Raw genomic sequence first — 21,035 nt, forward strand, 5'->3', positions numbered from 1 at the left:
TCTGCCGAACACAATCCCTGTAGGAGCCGGCTTGCTGGCGATCGCGGTGTATCAGCCAACAAAATGTTGAATGATAAAACGCAATCGCCAGCAAGCCGGCTCCTACAGGGTCCGTATTTCAATTGGAAATTGAGGAAGCTTCATGGACTGGAAACCCCACATCACCGTCGCCACCATCGTCGAAGACAATGGCCGCTTCCTGATGGTCGAAGAAACCAAGCACGGACGGACGGTACTCAACCAGCCCGCCGGCCACCTCGACCCGAACGAAACCCTGACCGAAGCCGCCGTACGCGAAACCCTCGAAGAAACCGGCTGGGACGTCGAGGCGACCGGCGTGGTGGGCATTTACCTCTACACCGCGCCCAGCAACGGCGTGACGTATCAGCGAGTCTGCTTCATTGCAAAAGCGCTCAAGCACCACCCCGACTATCAGCTGGATGACGGCATCGTCGGCGCAAAATGGCTGACGCGTGACGAACTGCTGGCACAACGCGCAAACTGGCGCAGTGAGCTGATCATCCGCTGTATCGATGATTATCTGGACGGTAAACACTTCGGCCTCGAACTGATCCGCCCTTCTCTTTAGCCTTGTGGGCTGCGGCCTGCTAGAATCGCGTCCTTTTTCAAGACACTCATTGAATCCCTATGCGTGATCCAGCCCCTTCTGACACACAAAAGAAGCGCGTCATTGTCGGCATGTCCGGCGGCGTGGACTCTTCCGTTTCCGCCCTCCTGCTGATCGAGCAGGGTTATGAGGTGGAAGGCCTGTTCATGAAGAACTGGGAAGAAGACGATGGAACGGAATACTGCACCGCCATGGACGACCTGGCGGACGCCCAGGCCGTGTGCGACAAAATTGGCATCAAGCTACACACCGCCAACTTCGCCGCCGAGTACTGGGACAACGTGTTCGAGCACTTCCTGGCCGAATACAAGGCCGGTCGCACGCCGAACCCGGACATCCTGTGCAACCGCGAAATCAAGTTCAAGGCGTTCCTCGACTACGCCATGGTGCTCGGCGCCGACCTGATCGCCACCGGCCACTACGTGCGCCGCCGCGACATCGACGGCCGCACCGAACTGCTCAAGGGCCTGGACCCGAACAAGGACCAGAGCTACTTCCTGCACGCCGTCGGCGGCGAACAGATCGCCAAGACCCTGTTCCCGGTCGGCGAGCTGGAAAAACCGCAAGTGCGGGCGATTGCCGAGAAATACGAACTCGCCACCGCGAAGAAAAAGGATTCCACCGGGATCTGCTTCATCGGCGAACGCCGCTTCAGCGACTTCCTCAAGCAGTACCTGCCGGCGCAGCCAGGCGAAATCAAAACCACCGAAGGTGAAGTCATCGGCCGCCACCACGGCTTGATGTACCACACCATCGGCCAGCGTCAGGGCCTGGGCATCGGCGGCTTGAAAGACGCCAGTGACGAGCCGTGGTACGTGCTGATCAAAGACCTGGAGCACAACGAACTGATCGTTGGCCAGGGCAATGACCACCCTTACCTGTTCTCCCGCGCCCTGCTCGCCTCGGACATCTATTGGGTCAACCCGATCGACTTGAGCGAGCCGCGCAAACTGACCGCCAAAGTGCGTTATCGCCAGAGCGACCAGTCGTGCACGCTGGAGAAAACCGCCACCGGCTACCGCGCGACCTTCGATGAGCCGCAACGCGCGGTCACTCCAGGTCAGTCCGTGGTGTTCTACGACGGCGAAATCTGCCTCGGCGGCGGCGTGATTGAAGTGGCGGAACCGTGGACCAGCAAAGGCACCCTTCAAGGCGAGCAGCAATGAGCCCCACTCAGGAGCAACTGACGGCGCTGGGCGGCGTGTTTCTCGCCGCCGTCCTTGTCGACAAGATCGCCAAGACCGGCCAGACCAGCGAAGCCGGCCTGACCTGCATGCTTGGCAGCCTGCTGATTCGCGACCCCAAGGACACGCTGGAAGTCTACGGCGGCGACGACATCAATCTGCGCGAAGGTTATCGCGCACTGATCGGCGCCCTTGAACGTGACCCGAGCACCCTGCAGCGCGAACCGCTGCGCTACGCCCTGGCAATGCTCGGGCTGGAGCGTCAACTGGCCAAGCGCGGCGACATGCTCGAGGTGATCGGCAAACGCCTGCCGCAGATTCAATCCCAGGTCGAACACTTCGGCCCGGCGCACGAAAATGTGATCGCCGCTTGCGGCGCGCTGTACCAGGACACCCTGAGCACCTTGCGCCAACGGATTCAGGTTCACGGTGACATGCGCAACCTGCAGCAGCCGAGCAACGCTTCGAAGATCCGTGCGCTGTTGCTGGCCGGGATTCGTTCGGCGCGCCTGTGGCGGCAGTTGGGTGGTCATCGCTGGCAGTTGGTCGTCAGCCGCCGCAAATTGCTGAAAGAGCTTTACCCGCTGATGCGCAGCAGCTGAACCGCGCCCGCAACACCGTTTTGTAGTCAGTAACGCGTAATACGCTGGTCAGTTGGCAACGGACCGGCGGATTTTTTCATGTATGATACGCGCCCCATTTCGTTGCCCGACTGTCCGAGAACACCCCATGCAGCTTTCTTCGCTCACTGCGGTTTCCCCTGTTGACGGCCGCTACGCCGGCAAAACCCAGGCCCTGCGCCCAATTTTCAGCGAATACGGCCTGATCCGTGCTCGCGTGCTGGTTGAAGTGCGCTGGCTCCAGCGCCTCGCCGCTCACCCTGCCATCAGCGAAGTGCCGGCGTTCTCCGCCGAAGCCAACGCTGTGCTGAACACCCTGGCGGAAAACTTCTCTCTGGAGCACGCCGAGCGTGTCAAAGAGATCGAGCGCACCACCAACCACGACGTCAAAGCCATCGAATACCTGCTCAAAGAGCAAGCGGCCAAGCTGCCGGAACTGGCGGCTGTCAGCGAATTCATCCACTTTGCCTGCACCAGCGAGGACATCAACAACCTGTCCCACGCCCTGATGCTGCGCGAAGGCCGTGATGACGTCATGCTGCCGCTGATGCGCCAGACTGCCGAAGCCATCCGCGAACTGGCCATCCGTTTCGCTGACGTGCCGATGCTGTCGCGTACCCACGGTCAACCAGCCTCGCCGACCACCCTGGGCAAAGAACTGGCAAACGTGGTTTACCGTCTGGAGCGTCAAATCGCTCAAGTCGCTGCCGTTCCGCTGCTGGGCAAGATCAACGGCGCAGTCGGCAACTACAACGCTCACCTGTCGGCCTACCCTGAGATCGACTGGGAAGCCAACGCCCGCGCCTTCATCGAAGACGAGCTGGGCCTGGGCTTCAACCCATACACCACACAGATCGAACCGCACGACTACATCGCCGAGCTGTTCGACGCGATCGCGCGTTTCAACACCATCCTGATCGACTTCGACCGCGACATCTGGGGCTACATCTCCCTGGGTTATTTCAAACAGCGCACCATCGCTGGCGAAATCGGTTCGTCGACCATGCCGCACAAGGTCAACCCGATCGACTTCGAAAACTCCGAAGGCAACCTGGGCATCGCCAACGCACTGTTCCAGCACCTGGCGAGCAAACTGCCGATCTCCCGCTGGCAGCGCGACCTGACCGACTCCACCGTACTGCGCAACCTCGGTGTCGGCTTCGCCCACAGCGTGATCGCGTACGAAGCCAGCCTCAAAGGCATCAGCAAACTGGAGCTCAACGCTCAGAAAATCGCTGCTGACCTCGATGCTTGCTGGGAAGTCCTGGCCGAGCCGATCCAGACCGTGATGCGTCGCTACAACATCGAAAACCCGTACGAGAAGCTGAAAGAGTTGACCCGTGGCAAGGGCATCAGCCCTGAAGCGCTGCAAACTTTCATCGACGGGCTGGACATGCCTGCCGCCGCCAAGGCCGAGCTGAAACTGCTCACCCCGGCGAACTACATCGGCAACGCTGTAGAGCAAGCCAAGCGCATCTGATCGACCGTTTTACCCGTTTGAGACGCCCGGCAGCGCCGGGCGTTTTTATTCCCGTCTGAAAAGTGCTTTTTTTCAATAGGTTACACATGAATCCTGACATTCCTCTTCAACTTCTGGGCGGCATCACGGCGCGCGAGTTCCTGCGTGACTACTGGCAGAAAAAACCCCTGCTGATCCGTCAGGCAATCCCTGATTTCGAAAGCCCGATCGACGCCGACGAACTGGCCGGCCTGGCGCTGGAAGAAGAAGTTGAATCGCGCCTGATCATCGAGCACGGCGAGCGCCCTTGGGAATTGCGCCGCGGCCCGTTCGCCGAAGACGAATTCAGCAAGCTGCCGGAAACCGAATGGACCCTGCTGGTGCAAGCGGTTGACCAGTTCGTGCCGGAAGTCAGCGAACTGCTGGAACAGTTCCGCTTCCTGCCGAGCTGGCGCATCGACGACGTGATGATCAGCTTTGCCGCCCCAGGTGGCAGCGTCGGTCCGCACTTCGACAACTACGACGTGTTCCTGCTGCAAGGCCACGGCAAGCGCAACTGGAAAATCGGCCAGATGTGCAACTCCGAAAGCCCGATGCTGCAACACGCAGACCTGCGCATCCTGGCTGATTTCGAAGCCACCGATGAGTGGGTCCTGGAACCGGGCGACATGCTCTACCTGCCGCCACGCCTGGCCCACTGCGGCGTGGCCGTCGATGACTGCCTGACCTACTCCGTAGGTTTCCGCGCACCGAGCGCCGCTGAAGTGCTGACCCACTTCACCGACTTCCTCAGCCAGTTCCTGACTGACGAAGAGCGTTACACCGACGCCGACGCCCTGCCGGCAGTTGATCCGCATCAGATCCAGCACGACGCCCTCGATCGCCTGAAAGCCCTGCTGGCCGAGCACATGAGCGACGAACGCCTGCTGCTGACCTGGTTCGGCCAGTTCATGACCGAACCGCGCTACCCGGAACTGGTGGTCGGCCCTGAAGAAATCGAAGAAGACGACCTGCTTGCCAGCCTGGAGCAAGGCGCCGTACTGATCCGCAACCCGAGCGCCCGTATGGCCTGGTCCGAAGTCGATGACGACCTGCTGCTGTTCGCCAGCGGTCAGAGCCGTTATCTGCCGGGCAAACTGCGCGACCTGCTGAAGTTGATCTGTGCCGCCGATGCGCTGCACATCGACAACCTCGGCGAATGGCTGAGCGACGAAGACGGTCGCGGCTTGATTTGCGAACTGATCAAGCAAGGAAGCCTGGGGTTTGCCGATGAATAAAATTCACGTACGTGTCGCAGACTGGCAAAAGGATAACGCCGAGATCCGGCGCATTCGTGAGACGGTGTTCATCGCCGAGCAATCCGTTCCGCCCGAGCTGGAATGGGATGCAGATGACGCGACAGCAGTGCATTTCCTGGCCTTCGAAGGTGACTTTCCGATTGGCACCGCACGCTTGCTGCCCGATGGGCATGTTGGCCGGGTTTCGGTGCTGAAAGACTGGCGCGGCTTGAAGGTTGGCGACGCGCTGATGCAAGCGGTGATCGGCGAAGCCGAGAAGCGCGGGCTGAAGCAGCAGATGCTGAGCGCGCAGGTGCAGGCGACGGCGTTCTATGAGCGCCTTGGCTTCAGCCTGGTCAGCGAGGAGTTCCTGGAAGCCGGGATTCCGCATGTGGACATGGTGCGGCACTCCGCTTAAAACCGCGGCGCGGCCTTCGCGAGCAAGCTTCGCTCCTACAGAATCACACTGAACCTGTAGGAGCGAGGCTTGCCCGCGAAGAGGCCCGAAAGCACACCACAAAACGCCCCGCCATTTTCGGATGCCGGGGCGTTTTGCTGTCTACGATTCAACTTGCCCCACGCCGGGCCGACAAACTGGCAAACTCAAGACCTGTAGGAGCGAGCCTGCTCGCGATGGTCGTGAGAGCGCCGCGGGCTATCAGGCTTCCAGCGTCATCGTTGACGACCATCGCCAGCAAGCTGGCTCCTACACACAAACTTCAAGGCCGGAGATAACGGATATGTCCCTACGCACCCTGCTCACCACGCTGCTGCTGACCTGCAGTTTTTCGGTCATGGCAGCCACCGAGATCGTGCCGTTGAACTACCACACCAGCGCCGACATGCTGCCAATGGCGCAGGATTTTATCGGCAAGGACGGCCAGGTCAGCGCCTACGGCAACCAACTGATCGTCAATGCCGATCAACGCAAGATCGACGAACTTAAAGCGCTTATCGCCCAACTCGACACTCAGCCCAAGCGCCTGTTGATCACCGTCGACACCAACGAAAACAACTTCCAGGGCGATCAGGGTTATTCGGTGAACGGCGCCAAACCCAGCCAGACCCGAATCATCAATCGCAGCACCGAAAGCCGTGACGGCGGCATTCAGCAAGTCCAGGCCAGCGAAGGCACACCGGCGCTGATCCAGGTCGGCCAGAGCGTGCCGTTGACCAGCACGCAGATCGATTCGTATGGCGATCCCCGCAGCCAGACCGAATACCGCAACGTCACCCAGGGTTTCTATGTCACCGCCAGCATCACCGGCGACATCGTTCACCTGTCGATCAGTACCAACCGTGACCGCATGAGCCAGGAACGTCCCGATGTAGTGAACGTGCAAAGCACCGACACAACCGTCACCGGCCGCCTCGGCGAATGGATCACCCTCGCTGGCGTGAATCACCAGACTCAGGCCGACAAACAGGGCATGACCCGCAGCTACTCGACTCAGGGCCGGGATGACATGACCCTGCGGGTGAAAGTCGATACTTTGGACTAAACCACCAAAAACTGACTGATTAGTCGTATTAGACCAAAGATGTAGTGCCATAAAAAAAGCACTACAAAACGTTTGACGAGCCAAAAAAGCGAAGGCATGATGGCCTCGCTCCCGCTAATCAGGGGCCCTGGCAAGGGCCTTCGAGGCGATGCTCGCACCTACCCCGCGAGCCGTTTCGTGTCTGTACCGCCCACAAGGTGTGTTTGACGAGGTTGCCGACTGGAACGAAGTTGTCCCGAGGGACGGAAGCGTATTTAGGTAACCCGGCATCACACTGAAGTTCGTATAAAGGCCCACGACGCCCGAATGCGCTCGCCAGTCCGCCCTTACCTGCTCACTTCCCCTCGAGCCCATCGTTCATCCCGTCGCCAACCCCGCCGAATTCGACTTGACCGCCTAAGCTTCTGGTCTGCGAGCGCATGAATTTTCCACCGCAGAACAACTTTCCGTAAAAGACGCGACGAGGTTTATCTCCATGGCACTGACACGCGAACAGCAAATTGCAGCCCTCGAAAAAGACTGGGCTGAAAACCCACGCTGGAAAGGCGTGACACGCGCTTACTCCGCTGCTGACGTCGTCCGCCTGCGTGGCTCGGTTCAACCTGAGCACACCTTTGCAAAACTCGGCGCCGAGAAGCTCTGGAACCTGGTCACCCAGGGCGCCAAGCCGTCCTTCCGTCCTGAGAAAGATTTCGTCAACTGCATGGGCGCCCTGACCGGCGGCCAGGCTGTACAACAAGTCAAAGCCGGTATCCAGGCGATCTACCTGTCGGGCTGGCAGGTTGCTGCGGACAACAACTCCGCCGAATCGATGTACCCGGACCAGTCGCTGTACCCGGTGGACTCGGTTCCAACCGTGGTCAAGCGCATCAACAACTCGTTCCGTCGTGCCGACCAGATCCAGTGGAAAGCCGGCAAGGGCCCGGGCGACGAAGGTTACATCGACTACTTCGCACCAATCGTGGCTGACGCTGAAGCCGGTTTCGGCGGCGTACTGAACGCCTACGAGCTGATGAAGAGCATGATCGAAGCAGGCGCCGCCGGCGTTCACTTCGAAGACCAACTGGCGTCCGTGAAAAAATGCGGCCACATGGGCGGCAAGGTACTGGTTCCTACCCAGGAAGCGGTACAGAAGCTGACCGCTGCCCGTCTGGCGGCTGACGTTGCCGGTACTCCGACCATCATCCTGGCACGTACCGACGCTAACGCGGCTGACCTGCTGACTTCCGACTGCGACCCGTACGACCAGCCATTCGTGACTGGCGAACGTACCCAGGAAGGCTTCTACAAAGTGCGCGCCGGCCTGGACCAGGCAATCGCTCGCGGCCTGGCTTACGCTCCGTACGCCGACCTGATCTGGTGCGAAACCGCCAAGCCGGACCTGGACGAAGCCCGTCGCTTCGCTGAAGCGATCAAGAAGGAATACCCGGACCAACTGCTGTCGTACAACTGCTCGCCTTCCTTCAACTGGAAGAAAAACCTGGACGACGCGACCATCGCCAAGTTCCAGCGCGAACTGTCCGCCATGGGTTACAAGCACCAGTTCATCACCCTGGCCGGCATTCACAACATGTGGCACAGCATGTTCAACCTGGCGCACGACTACGCCCGCAACGACATGACTGCCTACGTGAAGCTGCAAGAGCAGGAATTCGCCGACGCCGCCAAGGGTTACACCTTCGTGGCTCACCAGCAGGAAGTGGGCACCGGCTACTTCGACGACATGACCACCGTGATCCAGGGCGGCTCCTCGTCGGTTACCGCACTGACCGGTTCGACTGAAGAAGAACAGTTCCACTGATCTGCTTCGCCTGAACGAACGGCCGTTGCGGACCGAATAAAAAGCTAACCGCAACGCCGCACATCTGACGCCCCGACTGGTTCGGGGCGTTTTTTTTGCGTTCATTTTTTACACGATACGACCCCTGTAGGAGCGAGCGGTGCGGCGATCCGACTTGCCCGCGAAGAATGCGCCGCCGTGCTTCTGGCATACCGCGTCATCGTTCTTCGCGGGCAAGCCTCGCTCCTACAGAGGGTGGGGACGGGGGTGATTCAGGAAAAATCCTTGATCCAGCGCAGTTTCACGATCAGAAAAACAGGGTAAAACGGTGCCGCCCGCTACTTGCAGTAACGCGCATATAAGACAACTTTCCACCCACCTACCCGTTAAACAGTTTGAAAACCGCTTCAAACAATATTGATTATCATTTAGCTCAAACTATGTTCGTTACATTCCCTACAAAACATAATTGGTGAAAAGCCTGCTAATGCCCGCAACGCATGGGCTGCGGGACTTTGGAGGTGCGCTATGTCCTTATTCCTATAAATAATTTCGCTATAGGAATTTTACTTGCACGGTGTTGTGCCATAAAATCAGCGGGATTGATTGCTGCGACATATCGTCACTGCTTTGTTTCTTTTTCAAGCTCAGAGACCTTTGCTCTCTGTTAAGGATTACCAGCATGCCCGAAGCGACAGGACTCATGGCCCACAACTGGGGCTTTGCCATTTTCCTTCTGGGCGTCGTCGGCCTTTGCGCCTTCATGCTCGGCGTCTCCAGCCTCCTCGGGTCAAAAGCCTGGGGCCGCAGCAAAAACGAACCGTTCGAGTCCGGCATGCTACCTACAGGTGGCGCCCGCTTGCGGCTCTCAGCCAAATTCTATCTGGTCGCGATGCTCTTCGTGATCTTCGATATCGAAGCCCTTTTTCTCTTTGCCTGGTCTGTGTCCGTCCGCGAAAGCGGCTGGACCGGATTCGTCGAAGCTCTCGTTTTCATAGCAATTCTGTTGGCAGGCCTTGTCTACCTATTCCGAGTGGGCGCCCTTGACTGGGCTCCGGAAGCTCGTCGTAAGCGGCAAGCGAAGCTGAAACAATGAGGCTTTGGCAATGCAATACAATCTCACCAGGATCGACCCCGATGCTCCTAACGAGCAGTATCCGATTGGCGAACGGGAAACCGTTTCCGATCCGTTAGAAGATCAAGTCCACAAAAACATCTTCATGGGCAAGCTCGAAGACGTGCTTAACGGCACGATCAACTGGGGGCGCAAGAACTCCCTGTGGCCGTATAACTTCGGCCTTTCGTGCTGCTACGTGGAAATGACCACCGCCTTCACGGCGCCCCACGACATCGCGCGCTTTGGCGCCGAGGTTATCCGGGCATCGCCGCGTCAGGCGGATTTCATGGTTATCGCCGGTACCTGCTTCATCAAGATGGCGCCGATCATTCAGCGTCTCTACGAGCAAATGCTCGAACCTAAATGGGTCATCTCCATGGGTTCGTGCGCCAACTCCGGTGGCATGTACGACATCTACTCAGTCGTTCAAGGGGTGGACAAGTTCCTGCCCGTGGACGTCTACGTGCCTGGCTGCCCGCCCCGCCCTGAAGCTTTTCTGCAAGGCTTGATGCTTTTGCAGGAGTCGATAGGACAGGAGCGTCGTCCGCTTTCCTGGGTCGTTGGCGATCAAGGCGTGTATCGCGCCGAGATGCCTTCCGAGAAGGACAAGCGCCGCGAACAGCGAATCGCAGTCACCAACCTGCGCAGCCCCGACGAAGTCTGATCCAGATCTGCTTCTTATATAGAACGAGACACTGGCTTCATTCTTTACGTTGACCGAAAGCGATAAATAACCATGACTACAGGCAGTGCTCTGTACATCCCGCCTTACAAGGCAGACGACCAGGATGTGGTCGTCGAACTGAATAACCGTTTTGGCCCCGAGGCGTTCACCGCCCAGCCTACCCGCACCGGCATGCCGGTGCTTTGGGTTGCCCGTGCCAAACTCGTCGAAGTGATGACCTTCCTGCGCAACCTGCCCAAGCCGTACGTCATGCTCTATGACCTGCACGGCGTGGACGAGCGTCTGCGCACCAAGCGTCAAGGGCTGCCAAGCGGCGCCGACTTCACCGTGTTCTATCACCTGATGTCGATCGAACGTAATAGTGACGTGATGATCAAGGTCGCCTTGTCCGAGAGCGACCTCAGCGTGCCGACCGTCACCGGGATCTGGCCGAACGCCAACTGGTACGAGCGTGAAGTGTGGGACATGTACGGCATCGACTTTGCCGGCCACCCGCACCTGACCCGCATCATGATGCCGCCGACCTGGGAAGGTCACCCGCTGCGCAAGGACTTCCCGGCCCGTGCCACCGAGTTCGACCCGTTCACCCTGAACCTGGCCAAGCAACAGCTTGAGGAAGAAGCCGCGCGCTTCAAGCCTGAAGACTGGGGCATGAAGCGTTCCGGTGCGAACGAGGACTACATGTTCCTCAACCTCGGTCCCAACCACCCTTCCGCGCACGGTGCGTTCCGCATCATCCTGCAGCTGGACGGTGAAGAGATCGTCGATTGCGTACCGGACGTCGGCTACCACCACCGTGGTGCCGAGAAGATGGCCGAGCGTCAGTCCTGGCACAGTTTCATCCCGTACACCGACCGTATCGACTACCTCGGCGGCGTGATGAACAACCTGCCGTACGTGCTCTCGGTCGAGAAGCTGGCCGGCATCAAGGTGCCCGAGAAGGTCGACGTCATCCGCATCATGATGGCCGAGTTCTTCCGGATCACCAGCCACCTGCTGTTCCTGGGGACCTACATCCAGGACGTCGGCGCCATGACCCCGGTGTTCTTCACCTTCACCGACCGCCAGAAGGCGTACACGGTGATCGAAGCCATTACCGGCTTCCGTCTGCACCCGGCCTGGTACCGCATCGGCGGCGTCGCCCACGACCTGCCGCGCGGCTGGGAAAAGCTGGTGAAAGACTTCGTCGAGTGGATGCCAAAGCGTCTGGACGAATACCAGAAAGCCGCCCTGGACAACAGCATCCTGCGTGGCCGGACCATCGGCGTCGCTGCCTACAACACCAAAGAGGCCCTCGAATGGGGCGTCACCGGTGCAGGCCTGCGTTCGACCGGTTGCGACTTCGACCTGCGTAAAGCGCGTCCATACTCGGGCTACGAGAACTTCGAATTCGAAGTGCCGCTGGCCGCCAATGGCGATGCCTACGACCGCTGCATCGTGCGCGTCGAAGAAATGCGCCAGAGCATCAAGATCATCGACCAGTGCATGCGCAACATGCCGGAAGGCCCGTACAAGGCGGATCACCCGCTGACCACGCCGCCGCCGAAAGAGCGCACGCTGCAGCACATCGAGACCCTGATCACGCACTTCCTGCAAGTTTCGTGGGGCCCGGTCATGCCGGCCAACGAATCCTTCCAGATGATCGAAGCGACCAAGGGCATCAACAGTTATTACCTGACGAGCGATGGCGGCACCATGAGCTACCGCACCCGGATTCGCACCCCAAGCTTCCCGCACCTGCAGCAGATCCCTTCGGTGATCAAAGGCAGCATGGTCGCGGACTTGATTGCGTACCTGGGTAGTATCGATTTCGTTATGGCCGACGTGGACCGCTAAGCATGAACAGCACGCTTATCCAGACAGACCGTTTCACCTTGAGTGAAACCGAGCGCTCGGCCATCGAGCACGAGCTGCATCACTACGAAGACCCGCGCGCGGCGTCGATCGAAGCCCTGAAGATCGTCCAGAAGGAACGTGGCTGGGTGCCTGACGGCGCGCTCTACGCCATCGGCGAGATCCTCGGCATCCCGGCGAGCGACGTTGAAGGCGTGGCGACTTTCTATAGCCAGATCTTCCGTCAACCAGTCGGTCGCCACATCATTCGCGTCTGCGACAGCATGGTCTGCTACATCGGCGGCCATGAATCGGTAGTCAGCGAGATCCAGAGCAAACTCGGCATCGGCCTGGGCCAGACCACCGCCGACGGTCGTTTCACCCTGCTGCCGGTCTGCTGCCTCGGCAACTGCGACAAGGCGCCGGCGTTGATGATCGACGACGACACTTTCGGTGATGTGCAGCCTGCCGGCGTTGCCAAATTGCTCGAGGGCTACGTATGACCCTGACTTCCTTCGGTCCTGCCAACCGCATCAAACGTTCGGCCGAGACTCACCCGCTGACCTGGCGTCTGCGTGACGACGGCGAAGCTGTCTGGCTCGACGAGTACCAGGCCAAAAACGGTTACGCGGCTGCGCGCAAGGCCTTCGCCGACATGGCTCAGGACGACATCGTCCAGACCGTGAAAGACGCCGGCCTGAAAGGTCGCGGCGGTGCAGGCTTCCCCACGGGCGTGAAGTGGGGCCTGATGCCGAAAGACGAATCCATCAACATCCGCTACCTGCTGTGCAACGCGGATGAAATGGAGCCGAACACCTGGAAAGACCGCATGCTGATGGAGCAACTGCCCCATCTGCTGATCGAAGGCATGCTGATCAGTGCCCGCGCACTGAAAACCTACCGTGGCTACATCTTCCTGCGTGGCGAATACACCACCGCCGCCAAGCACCTCAACCGTGCGGTGGAAGAAGCCAAGGCAGCTGGCCTTTTGGGCAAGAACATCCTGGGCAGCGGCTTCGATTTCGAGCTGTTCGTCCACACCGGTGCCGGGCGTTACATCTGCGGTGAAGAAACCGCACTGATCAACTCCCTCGAAGGCCGCCGCGCCAACCCGCGCTCCAAGCCGCCCTTCCCTGCCGCCGTTGGCGTGTGGGGCAAGCCGACTTGCGTGAACAACGTTGAAACCCTGTGCAACGTCCCGGCGATCATTGCCGATGGCGTGGACTGGTACAAATCGTTGGCGCGCGAAGGCAGTGAAGACATGGGCACCAAGCTCATGGGCTTCTCCGGCAAGGTCAAGAACCCGGGCCTGTGGGAATTGCCATTCGGCGTCACCGGTCGCGAGTTGTTCGAAGACTACGCCGGCGGCATGCGCGACGGTTACAAGCTCAAGGCCTGGCAGCCAGGCGGCGCCGGTACCGGTTTCCTGTTGCCTGAACACCTGGACGCACAAATGTACGCCGGCGGCATCGCCAAGGTGGGCACCCGTATGGGTACCGGCCTGGCCATGGCGGTGGACGACAGCGTCAACATGGTGTCCCTGCTGCGCAACATGGAGCAGTTCTTCGCCCGCGAATCCTGTGGTTTCTGCACCCCTTGCCGCGATGGCTTGCCATGGAGCGTCAAGCTGCTGATGGCCATCGAGAACGGCGAAGGCCAGCCAGGCGACATCGAGACCCTGCTGGGTCTGGTCGGCTTCCTCGGCCCAGGCAAGACCTTCTGTGCTCACGCACCGGGTGCCGTGGAGCCGTTGGGCAGCGCAATCAAATACTTCCGCCATGAGTTCGAAGCCGGCATCGCGCCTGTCAGCGCCGTCGTCCCGCCTCTGGCAAGGCCGATCGTAGTCGGCGCTTAACGCTTAAAAAAGGCGAACGGTCCGTGCCGTTCGCCTTCTCGTGTGATGACGCCTTGAACGGCTGTGTTGATTCACGCGAATAACAAGATTCCATTAGCCACGCCCGCTGACACCGGGCCAACGAAGAACTTTGAACCATGGCCACTATCCACGTAGACGGCAAAGAGCTCGAAGTCGATGGGGCAGACAACCTGTTACAGGCATGTCTGTCGCTAGGCCTCGATATCCCTTATTTCTGCTGGCACCCTGCCCTTGGCAGCGTTGGCGCTTGCCGCCAGTGCGCGGTCAAGCAGTACACCGACGAGAACGACACCCGCGGTCGCATCGTCATGTCCTGCATGACCCCTGCCACCGACGGCACCTGGATCTCCATCGAAGATGAAGAGTCCAAGGCCTTCCGCGCCAGTGTTGTTGAATGGCTGATGACCAACCACCCGCACGACTGCCCGGTCTGTGAGGAAGGCGGTCACTGCCACCTGCAAGACATGACCGTGATGACCGGCCACAACGAGCGCCGTTATCGCTTCACCAAGCGTACCCACCAGAACCAGCAACTGGGCCCGTTCATTTCCCACGAAATGAACCGCTGCATCGCTTGCTACCGCTGCGTGCGCTTCTATAAGGATTACGCTGGCGGCACCGACCTTGGTGTGTTCGGCGCCCACGACAACGTGTACTTCGGTCGCGTTGAAGACGGCGTACTGGAAAGCGAATTCTCCGGCAACCTCACCGAGGTCTGTCCGACCGGTGTGTTCACCGACAAGACTCACTCCGAGCGCTACAACCGCAAGTGGGACATGCAGTTCTCGCCGAGCATCTGCCATGGCTGCTCCAGCGGTTGCAACATCTCCCCGGGCGAGCGTTACGGCGAACTGCGTCGGATCGAAAACCGCTTCAACGGTTCGGTCAACCAGTACTTCCTGTGCGACCGTGGCCGTTTCGGCTATGGCTACGTCAACCGCGAAGACCGCCCGCGTCAGCCTCTGCTGGCCAACGGCACCAAGCTGAGCCTCGACGAAGCGCTGGATAAAGCGGCTGACCTGCTGCGCGGTCGTAACATCGTCGGTATCGGTTCGCCGCGTGCCAGCCTCGAAAGCAACTACGCGTTGCGCGAGCTGGTCGGTGCCGAGCACTTCTACTCCGGTATCGAAGCCGCCGAGCTGGAACGCATTCGTCTGGTCATGCAGGTGCTGAAAGACAGCCCGCTGCCGATCCCGAACATGCGCGACATCGAAGACCACGACGCCATCTTCGTCCTCGGCGAAGACCTGACCCAGACTGCCGCCCGTATGGCGCTGTCCCTGCGTCAATCGGTCAAGGGCAAGGCAGAAGACATGGCCGACGGCATGCGCGTTCAGCCTTGGCTCGACGCTGCGGTGAAGAACATCGGTCAGCACGAGCTGAACCCGCTGTTCATCGCCAGCCTGGCTGAAACCAAGCTCGACGACATCGCCGAAGAATGCGTTCACGCCGCTCCAGATGACCTGGCGCGCATCGGTTTCGCCGTGGCTCACGCCCTCGACGCCAGCGCCCCAGCGGTTGAAGGCCTCGACACCGAAGCCCTCGAACTGGCCAAGCGCATTGCCGACGCCCTGCTCGCGGCCAAGCGTCCGCTGATCATTGCCGGTACCTCGCTGGGTTCCAAAGCATTGATCGAAGCCGCCGCGAACATCGCCAAAGCCCTGAAGCTGCGCGAGAAGAACGGTTCCATCAGCCTGATCGTGCCAGAGGCCAACAGCCTCGGCCTGGCCATGCTCGGTGGCGAATCGGTCGACGCCGCGCTGCAAGCGGTGATCGATGGCAAGGCCGACGCCATCGTCGTGCTGGAAAACGATCTGTACACCCGTACCGACAAAGCCCGTGTCGATGCCGCCCTGACCGCCGCGAAAGTGGTGATCGTTGCCGACCACCAGAAAACCGCCACCAGCGATCGCGCGCACCTGGTTCTGCCAGCCGCCAGCTTCGCTGAAGGCGACGGTACGCTGGTCAGCCAGGAAGGCCGCGCCCAGCGCTTCTTCCAGGTCTTCGATCCGAAGTACATGGACGCGAGCATCCTGGTTCACGAAGGCTGGCGCTGGCTGCATGCCCTGCGCGCTACCTTGCTGAACCAGCCGATCGACTGGACCCAACTGGACCACGTCACCGCTGCCGTCGCTGCAAGCACGCCGCAACTGAACCGCATCGTCGATGCCGCACCGTCCGCCTCGTTCCGCATCAAGGGCATGAAGCTTGCCCGCGAACCGCTGCGTTATTCGGGTCGTACCGCCATGCGCGCTGACATCAACGTGCACGAACCGCGTACCCCGCAAGACAAGGACACCGCGTTCGCCTTCTCCATGGAAGGTTACTCGGGCTCGGCCGAACCGCGTCAGCAAGTGCCTTTCGCCTGGTCTCCGGGCTGGAACTCGCCGCAAGCCTGGAACAAGTTCCAGGACGAAGTCGGTGGTCACATCCGCGCTGGCGACCCGGGCACCCGCCTGATCGAAAGCACCGGTGATTCGCTGAACTGGTTCTCGGCTGTTCCGCGCGCCTTCAACCCGGCGCCGGGCACCTGGCAGGTCGTGCCGTTCTTCCACCTGCTCGGCAGCGAAGAGAACTCTTCGAAAGCCGCACCGGTTCAGGAACGCATCCCGGCCGCCTACGTCGCTTTGGCCAAGTCCGAAGCGGATCGCCTGGGTGTCAACGACGGTGCCCTGCTGAGCTTGAACGTTGCCGGCCAGACCCTGCGTCTGCCACTGCGCATCAACGAAGAGCTGGGTGCTGGCCTGGTCGCATTGCCGGCCGGTATCGCGGGCATTCCGCCAGCGATCTTTGGCAAATCCGTTGACGGTCTGCAGGAGGCAGCTCAATGACCTGGTTCACGCCTGAAGTGATTGACGTGATCATCGCGGTCCTCAAGGCCATCGTGATTCTGCTCGCCGTGGTGGTGTGCGGCGCGCTGCTGAGCTGGGTCGAGCGTCGTCTGCTCGCCCTCTGGCAGGACCGTTACGGTCCGAACCGCGTCGGCCCGTTCGGCGCGTTCCAGATCGCGGCCGACATGATCAAGATGTTCTTCAAGGAAGACTGGACCCCGCCGTTCGCCGACAAGATGATCTTCACCCTGGCACCGGTAGTCGCCATGAGCGCCCTGCTGATTGCCTTCGCGATCATCCCGATCACCCCGACCTGGGGCGTGGCGGACATCAACATCGGCATCCTGTTCTTCTTCGCCATGGCCGGTCTGTCGGTCTACGCGGTGCTGTTCGCCGGCTGGTCGAGTAACAACAAGTTCGCCCTGCTGGGCAGCTTGCGGGCCTCGGCACAGACCGTGTCGTACGAAGTGTTCATGGGCCTGTCGCTGATGGGCATCGTGATCCAGGTCGGCTCGTTCAACATGCGCGACATCGTTGAATATCAAGCGCAGAACCTGTGGTTCATCATTCCGCAGATCTTCGGTTTCCTGACCTTCTTCATCGCCGGCGTCGCCGTGACTCACCGTCACCCGTTCGACCAGCCGGAAGCGGAGCAGGAACTGGCTGACGGTTACCACATTGAATACGCCGGCATGAAATGGGGCATGTTCTTCGTCGGCGAGTACATCGGCATCGTGTTGATTTCGGCGCTGCTGGTGACCTTGTTCTTCGGTGGCTGGCACGGTCCGTTCAACATTCTGCCGCAGATCCCGTTCATCTGGTTTGCGCTGAAAACCGCGTTCTTCATCATGATCTTCATCCTGTTGCGCGCCTCGATTCCGCGCCCACGGTATGACCAAGTGATGGACTTCAGCTGGAAGTTCTGCCTGCCGCTGACCCTCGTCAACATGCTGGTGACCGCTGCGATCGTGTTGCTCAACACGCCCGCCGTCGCGGCTCAGTGAGGATAGAGAATCATGAAGTACATATTTGACATCGTGCATGGCTTCTTCACCCAGCTTCGCAGCCTGGTGATGATTTTCGGCCACGCCTTCCGCAAGCGCGACACGCTGCAGTACCCGGAAGAACCGGTCTACCTGCCGCCGCGCTACCGTGGCCGTATCGTCCTGACCCGCGACCCTGATGGCGAAGAGCGTTGTGTAGCCTGCAACCTGTGCGCCGTGGCGTGCCCGGTCGGGTGCATCTCGCTGCAGAAAGCTGAAACCGAAGACGGTCGCTGGTACCCGGACTTCTTCCGCATCAACTTCTCGCGCTGCATTTTCTGCGGCCTCTGCGAGGAAGCCTGCCCGACCACCGCGATCCAGCTGACACCGGATTTCGAGATGGCCGAGTTCAAACGTCAGGACCTGGTTTACGAGAAAGAAGATCTGCTGATCTCCGGCCCCGGCAAAAACCCTGATTACAACTTCTATCGTGTTGCAGGTATGGCGATTGCCGGGAAGCCGAAAGGCTCCGCGCAGAATGAAGCCGAACCGATCAACGTGAAGAGCTTGCTGCCTTAAGGAAGAAAGATGGAATTCGCTTTCTATTTCGCATCGGGTATCGCTGTGGTGTCCACGCTTCGCGTGATCACCCACACCAACCCTGTGCACGCCCTGCTCTACCTGATCATTTCGCTGATCGCCGTGGCCATGACGTTCTTCGCCCTCGGCGCACCGTTTGCCGGTGTTCTGGAAGTGATCGCCTACGCTGGCGCCATCATGGTGCTGTTCGTGTTCGTGGTGATGATGCTGAACCTGGGCCCGGCCTCGGTTCAGCAAGAGCGCGTCTGGCTCAAGCCCGGCATCTGGCTCGGCCCGGTGATTCTCGGTGCCCTGCTGCTGGCTGAACTGCTGTACGTGCTGTTCTCCCACCAGAGCGGCCAGGCCGTCGGCCACACCACCGTAGACGCCAAGGCCGTGGGCATCAGCCTGTTCGGTCCGTACCTGCTGGTGGTCGAACTCGCCTCGATGCTGCTGCTCGCCGCAGCCGTGACGGCGTTCCACTTGGGCCGTAACGAAGCCAAGGAGCAATGACGATGCCTGCTATCCCTTTGGAGCATGGTCTGGCGGTCGCCGGCATCCTGTTCTGCCTCGGTCTGGTCGGCCTGATGGTCCGCCGCAACATTCTCTTCGTACTGATGAGCCTGGAGGTCATGATGAATGCCTCCGCTTTGGCGTTCATCGTTGCCGGTAGCCGCTGGGCGCAGCCGGATGGACAGATCATGTTCATCCTGGTGATCAGCCTGGCAGCCGCCGAGGCCAGTATCGGCCTGGCGATCCTGCTGCAACTGTATCGCCGCTTCCACACGCTCGATATCGACGCTGCCAGTGAGATGCGCGGATGAATCTTCTCTATCTGACTTTCGTATTCCCTCTCATAGGTTTCCTGCTGCTGTCGTTCTCCCGTGGACGCCTCTCGGAAAACCTGTCGGCGCTGATCGGCGTCGGTTCCATCGGCCTGTCTGCCATCGTCACCGCTTACGTGATCTGGCAATTCAACGTCGCGCCACCTGAAGGTGGTCACTACACCCAGGTGTTGTGGCAGTGGATGGCGGTGGAAGGCTTCACGCCGAACTTCGCGCTGTACCTGGATGGTCTGTCCCTGACCATGCTCGGTGTCGTGGTCGGTGTCGGCTTCCTGATCCACCTGTTCGCGTCCTGGTACATGCGCGGTGAAGCCGGTTACTCGCGTTTCTTCGCCTACACCAACCTGTTTATCGCCAGCATGCTGTTCCTGGTCCTGGGCGATAACCTGTTGTTCCTGTACTTCGGCTGGGAAGGCGTGGGCCTGTGCTCGTACCTGTTGATCGGTTTCTACTACAGCAACCGCAACAACGGTAACGCGGCACTCAAAGCCTTTATCGTGACCCGCATCGGCGACGTGTTCATGGCCATCGGCCTGTTCATCCTGTTCGCCCAACTGGGCACGCTGAACGTCCAGGAACTGCTGGTGCTGGCACCGCAGAAATTCCAGGCCGGCGACTTCTGGATGGTCATGGCCACCCTGATGCTGCTGGGCGGTGCTGTCGGTAAATCCGCGCAACTGCCACTGCAAACCTGGCTGGCGGATGCGATGGCCGGCCCTACTCCGGTTTCGGCACTGATCCACGCCGCGACCATGGTGACCGCCGGTGTCTACCTGATCGCCCGTACCCACGGCCTGTTCACCCTGGCGCCGGAAATCCTGCATCTAGTAGGAATCGTCGGTGGCGTGACCCTGGTACTCGCCGGTTTCGCGGCACTGGTTCAGACCGACATCAAACGTATCCTCGCCTACTCGACCATGAGCCAGATCGGCTACATGTTCCTGGCGCTGGGCGTTGGCGCATGGGATGGCGCGATCTTCCACCTGATGACCCACGCCTTCTTCAAGGCACTGCTGTTCCTTGCGTCCGGTGCGGTGATCGTTGCCTGCCACCACGAGCAGAACATCTTCAAGATGGGCGGCCTGTGGAAGAAACTGCCACTGGCCTACGCCAGCTTCATCGTCGGCGGCGCGGCCCTGGCGGCCCTGCCACTGGTGACCGCAGGCTTCTACTCCAAGGACGAAATCCTGTGGGAAGCGTTTGCCAGCGGCAACCAAGGTCTGCTGTACGCAGGTCTGGTCGGTGCGTTCATGACTTCGCTGTACACCTTCCGCCTGATCTTCATCGCGTTCCACGGTGAAGTGAAGACCGAAGCGCACGCCGGTCACGGCATCGCTCACTGGCTGCCACTGTCGGTGCTGATCGTATTGTCCACCGCCATTGGCGCGATGATCGTTCCGCCGCTGCACGGTGTGCTGCCGGAAAGCGTCGGCCACGCCGGCGGCGAAGCCAAGCACAGTCTGGAAATCGCCTCGGGCGCCATCGCCCTGGCCGGTATCCTGCTGGCCGCGTTGCTGTTCCTCGGCAAGCGTCGTTTCGTTACTGCAATCGCCAACAGCGGCATCGGCCGCTTCCTTTCGGCCTGGTGGTTCGCTGCCTGGGGCTTCGACTGGATCTACGACAAACTGTTCGTCAAGCCATACCTGGCGATCAGCCATGTACTGCGCAAAGACCCGCTCGACCAGACCATCGGTCTGATCCCGCGTATGGCCAAAGGCGGTCACACCGCCCTGAGCCGTACCGAAACCGGTCAACTGCGTTGGTACGCGGCATCGATGGCAGCCGGCTCCGTGCTGGTCATCGGCGCCATCGTGCTGGTAGCGGTCTGAATATGAA

General features: G+C 60.2%; 19 protein-coding genes. All 19 read left to right on the forward strand.

Going from position 1 to position 21,035, the window contains the following annotated elements; all coding sequences use genetic code 11:
* Positions 1-142 precede the first annotated feature (142 nt).
* Positions 143-589, forward strand: a complete 447-nt coding sequence (locus KGA82_RS00425; RefSeq protein ID WP_008032714.1) for an NUDIX hydrolase — start codon at positions 143-145, stop codon at positions 587-589.
* Positions 590-648: 59 nt separating this feature from the next.
* A complete protein-coding gene (gene mnmA, locus KGA82_RS00430; protein WP_008041236.1) occupies positions 649-1,794 on the forward strand; it encodes a tRNA 2-thiouridine(34) synthase MnmA in 1,146 nt (381 codons plus the stop codon).
* On the forward strand, positions 1,791-2,414 hold the full coding sequence (hflD, locus tag KGA82_RS00435) for a high frequency lysogenization protein HflD (RefSeq protein WP_008032717.1): 624 nt from the start codon (positions 1,791-1,793) through the stop codon (positions 2,412-2,414). The genes mnmA and hflD overlap by 4 nt, the downstream gene beginning before the upstream one ends.
* Positions 2,415-2,541: 127 nt before the next feature.
* Positions 2,542-3,912 (forward strand): adenylosuccinate lyase, encoded by a 1,371-nt coding sequence (gene purB, locus KGA82_RS00440; RefSeq protein ID WP_008032719.1) that lies wholly within the window; start codon positions 2,542-2,544, stop codon positions 3,910-3,912.
* 86 nt (positions 3,913-3,998) lie between these two features.
* Entirely contained in the window at positions 3,999-5,168 is a 1,170-nt protein-coding gene (locus tag KGA82_RS00445) for a cupin domain-containing protein (RefSeq protein WP_192227332.1), read from the forward strand.
* A complete protein-coding gene (locus tag KGA82_RS00450; RefSeq protein ID WP_017339601.1) occupies positions 5,161-5,586 on the forward strand; it encodes a GNAT family N-acetyltransferase in 426 nt (141 codons plus the stop codon). Before KGA82_RS00445 ends, KGA82_RS00450 begins: the two co-directional genes overlap by 8 nt.
* A 322-nt stretch (positions 5,587-5,908) precedes the next feature.
* Positions 5,909-6,670, forward strand: a complete 762-nt coding sequence (locus KGA82_RS00455; protein ID WP_223449316.1) for a secretin N-terminal domain-containing protein — start codon at positions 5,909-5,911, stop codon at positions 6,668-6,670.
* A 475-nt stretch (positions 6,671-7,145) separates the two neighbouring features.
* Entirely contained in the window at positions 7,146-8,471 is a 1,326-nt protein-coding gene (gene aceA / locus KGA82_RS00460) for an isocitrate lyase (protein ID WP_008032724.1), read from the forward strand.
* 661 nt (positions 8,472-9,132) lie between these two features.
* Positions 9,133-9,546 carry an NADH-quinone oxidoreductase subunit A gene (locus KGA82_RS00465; RefSeq protein WP_003223812.1) on the forward strand — a complete coding sequence of 138 codons (414 nt, stop codon included), beginning with the start codon at positions 9,133-9,135 and terminating at the stop codon, positions 9,544-9,546.
* Between the two features lie 10 nt (positions 9,547-9,556).
* On the forward strand, positions 9,557-10,231 hold the full coding sequence (locus KGA82_RS00470; protein WP_008032725.1) for a NuoB/complex I 20 kDa subunit family protein: 675 nt from the start codon (positions 9,557-9,559) through the stop codon (positions 10,229-10,231).
* A gap of 72 nt (positions 10,232-10,303) precedes the next feature.
* Positions 10,304-12,088 carry an NADH-quinone oxidoreductase subunit C/D gene (nuoC, locus tag KGA82_RS00475; RefSeq protein ID WP_008032726.1) on the forward strand — a complete coding sequence of 595 codons (1,785 nt, stop codon included), beginning with the start codon at positions 10,304-10,306 and terminating at the stop codon, positions 12,086-12,088.
* A gap of 2 nt (positions 12,089-12,090) precedes the next feature.
* A complete protein-coding gene (gene nuoE / locus KGA82_RS00480; RefSeq protein ID WP_008020715.1) occupies positions 12,091-12,588 on the forward strand; it encodes an NADH-quinone oxidoreductase subunit NuoE in 498 nt (165 codons plus the stop codon).
* On the forward strand, positions 12,585-13,940 hold the full coding sequence (gene nuoF, locus KGA82_RS00485) for an NADH-quinone oxidoreductase subunit NuoF (RefSeq protein WP_008032727.1): 1,356 nt from the start codon (positions 12,585-12,587) through the stop codon (positions 13,938-13,940). The genes nuoE and nuoF overlap by 4 nt, the downstream gene beginning before the upstream one ends.
* A gap of 137 nt (positions 13,941-14,077) precedes the next feature.
* Positions 14,078-16,792: an NADH-quinone oxidoreductase subunit NuoG gene (nuoG, locus tag KGA82_RS00490; protein ID WP_223436227.1), complete on the forward strand. Its 2,715-nt coding sequence runs from the start codon at positions 14,078-14,080 to the stop codon at positions 16,790-16,792.
* On the forward strand, positions 16,789-17,796 hold the full coding sequence (gene nuoH, locus KGA82_RS00495) for an NADH-quinone oxidoreductase subunit NuoH (protein WP_008032732.1): 1,008 nt from the start codon (positions 16,789-16,791) through the stop codon (positions 17,794-17,796). Before nuoG ends, nuoH begins: the two co-directional genes overlap by 4 nt.
* 12 nt (positions 17,797-17,808) lie before the next feature.
* Positions 17,809-18,354: an NADH-quinone oxidoreductase subunit NuoI gene (gene nuoI, locus KGA82_RS00500; RefSeq protein WP_008032736.1), complete on the forward strand. Its 546-nt coding sequence runs from the start codon at positions 17,809-17,811 to the stop codon at positions 18,352-18,354.
* Positions 18,355-18,363: 9 nt separating this feature from the next.
* The gene (gene nuoJ, locus KGA82_RS00505; protein WP_008032738.1) at positions 18,364-18,867 is read left to right on the forward strand and encodes an NADH-quinone oxidoreductase subunit J; all 504 of its coding nucleotides are present in this window, start codon (positions 18,364-18,366) and stop codon (positions 18,865-18,867) included.
* 2 nt (positions 18,868-18,869) lie between these two features.
* The gene (gene nuoK / locus KGA82_RS00510) at positions 18,870-19,178 is read left to right on the forward strand and encodes an NADH-quinone oxidoreductase subunit NuoK (protein WP_007940879.1); all 309 of its coding nucleotides are present in this window, start codon (positions 18,870-18,872) and stop codon (positions 19,176-19,178) included.
* The gene (nuoL, locus tag KGA82_RS00515) at positions 19,175-21,028 is read left to right on the forward strand and encodes an NADH-quinone oxidoreductase subunit L (RefSeq protein ID WP_008032743.1); all 1,854 of its coding nucleotides are present in this window, start codon (positions 19,175-19,177) and stop codon (positions 21,026-21,028) included. The genes nuoK and nuoL overlap by 4 nt, the downstream gene beginning before the upstream one ends.
* Positions 21,029-21,035: the final 7 nt, after the last annotated feature.

It is taken from the genome of Pseudomonas sp. BF-RE-22, assembly GCF_019956155.1.
GTDB lineage: Bacteria > Pseudomonadota > Gammaproteobacteria > Pseudomonadales > Pseudomonadaceae > Aquipseudomonas > Aquipseudomonas migulae.